This window comes from Flavobacterium sp., assembly GCF_003525665.1.
Taxonomy (GTDB): domain Bacteria; phylum Bacteroidota; class Bacteroidia; order Flavobacteriales; family Flavobacteriaceae; genus Flavobacterium.
In genome coordinates, this window is the sequence record NZ_DQDX01000146.1 from 20,160 (window position 1) to 21,953 (window position 1,794).

The window sequence follows — 1,794 nt, forward strand, 5'->3', positions numbered from 1 at the left end:
GTTAAAATTTAAAAATTAAATCAAGTGAAATTTATTTTAGCGCTTTTATCAATTTTGTTTTTTTGGAGTAGCAATGCTCAGGAAAGTACTGCTAGCAAGCAAGTCTCAACATTTACAATTGATGCACCTCAACTAAAAACTTCTAAAAAAATTTGGGTTTACCTTCCTAAAAATTACTCCAGTTCTGATAAAAAGTTCCCAGTAATTTATATGCACGATGCTCAAAATTTATTTGATGCAAAAACTTCGTACGTAGGTGAATGGAATATTGATGAAACTCTCGACAGCATTTCGGCGCAAGTAATTGTTATTGGAATCGAACATGGAGGCGAAAAACGAATGGAAGAATTAACACCTTTCAAACACGAAAAATATGGTGGTGGCAATGCCGATAATTATTTAGATTTTATAGTTTCTACATTAAAACCTTATGTCGATAAAAACTACAGAACCAAAACAAACGCCAATAATACAGCACTTTTTGGAAGTTCGCTTGGCGGATTGGTTTCGTTTTATGGCGCATTAAAATACCCAAAAGTATTTGGTAAAGTAGGCTGCTTCTCACCTTCTTTTTGGTTCAACAGAAAAGAAATTTTTGAACTAATGGAAAAAACCGAAACATTTAAAACCAAAGTGTATTTCTTGTGTGGCGACAAAGAAGGCGATGATGATATGGTTCGGGATTTAAATGCTATGGAGTATCAAGTGAATTCAAAACGTTGCTATTGCAAAAATTTAAATAAAAAAATCATTGTTGAAGGCGGACAACACAACGAAAAATTATGGCGAGAAGGATTTAAAAAGGCGTATCTTTGGCTTTTTTAATCGTTTGCAGTTTATAGTTTATTGTTTGTAGTTAATTTCAACAACAATAAACCATAAACACTAAACTATAAACTTATAATTATGACAAATAACGATATCTTCAAGAAACTACGTGTAGCATTAATGCTTCGTGACGACCAAATAGAACAAATTCTGATGTTGGTAGATTTTAGAATGTCTAAAGGTGAAATTGGGAATTTCTTTCGCAATGCCGATCATCCCAAATATGTAGAATGTGGCGACCAAGTGTTGCGTAATTTCCTAAACGGATTGGTAATTCACTTGCGCGGAACTAAAGAAAATCCGAAAATACCTATGGATGTAATTGCCGTTCATAAGCAAGAAGCACGACCAAAAGAATTCACAAAATCGGAAAAAACAACATCGCCACCGAGAGAATTTAAAGCAGGTGATTTTAAGAAAAGTCCCGCTGGAAAACCAAAATTCAAAGATAAAAAGCCAGTTAAAAAAATTGAAATTGTAGAAAAAGTAAACTACAAAAATGGTAAAAATCCAAAAGGATAATTAAAACTATGCTGAAATATTTAGTTGTATTTTTTTTGATTTCATCTACTTATGGATTTTCACAAGATCTAGATTGTACCGATTTTAGAACTGGCGAATTTAGATATACCGATCCTAATTTATCTGGAATTATTGTAATTAGAACCGAAAAATTACAGATAGAACGCTATGAAGAAACCGGCGAAGAAATGCATCTTTACATCGATTGGATTTCGGAATGTGAATACACATTAACCATCAAAAAGATTGTGAACCCAAATCCTAAAATGCCGAAAGGCAATATGACTGGAAAGGAATTACCAGTGAAAATTTTAAAAATTGAAGGAAACATAATGACTTATTCTTCAACTTTTGAAGGAATAGAACTAAAAGGAGATTTACAGAAAATTTTAGATAATTAGAAAATCCCGAGTTAATACCACAATGTCCCAATAAGGTAAACAC

At 32.4% G+C, this 1,794-nt stretch carries 3 protein-coding genes; all 3 read left to right on the forward strand.

Features of this window, described 5'->3' with window-relative positions; genetic code table 11:
* Window positions 1-24 precede the first annotated feature (24 nt).
* Window positions 25-825 (forward strand): alpha/beta hydrolase-fold protein, encoded by an 801-nt coding sequence (locus DIU01_RS10275; protein WP_290834113.1) that lies wholly within the window; start codon window positions 25-27, stop codon window positions 823-825.
* An 81-nt stretch (window positions 826-906) separates the two neighbouring features.
* A complete protein-coding gene (locus DIU01_RS10280) occupies window positions 907-1,350 on the forward strand; it encodes a DUF1456 family protein (RefSeq protein ID WP_290834115.1) in 444 nt (147 codons plus the stop codon).
* 8 nt (window positions 1,351-1,358) lie between these two features.
* Window positions 1,359-1,751 carry a hypothetical protein gene (locus tag DIU01_RS10285; protein WP_290834117.1) on the forward strand — a complete coding sequence of 131 codons (393 nt, stop codon included), beginning with the start codon at window positions 1,359-1,361 and terminating at the stop codon, window positions 1,749-1,751.
* The last annotated feature ends 43 nt before the right edge of the window (window positions 1,752-1,794 follow it).

What these genes read in the sequence shown, in the direction of transcription:
- DIU01_RS10285 (WP_290834117.1), top strand. Translation starts at nt 1,359, where the DNA reads ATGCTGAAATATTTAGTTGTATTTTTTTTGATTTCATCTACTTATGGA.
- DIU01_RS10280 (WP_290834115.1), top strand. Translation starts at nt 907, where the DNA reads ATGACAAATAACGATATCTTCAAGAAACTACGTGTAGCATTAATGCTT.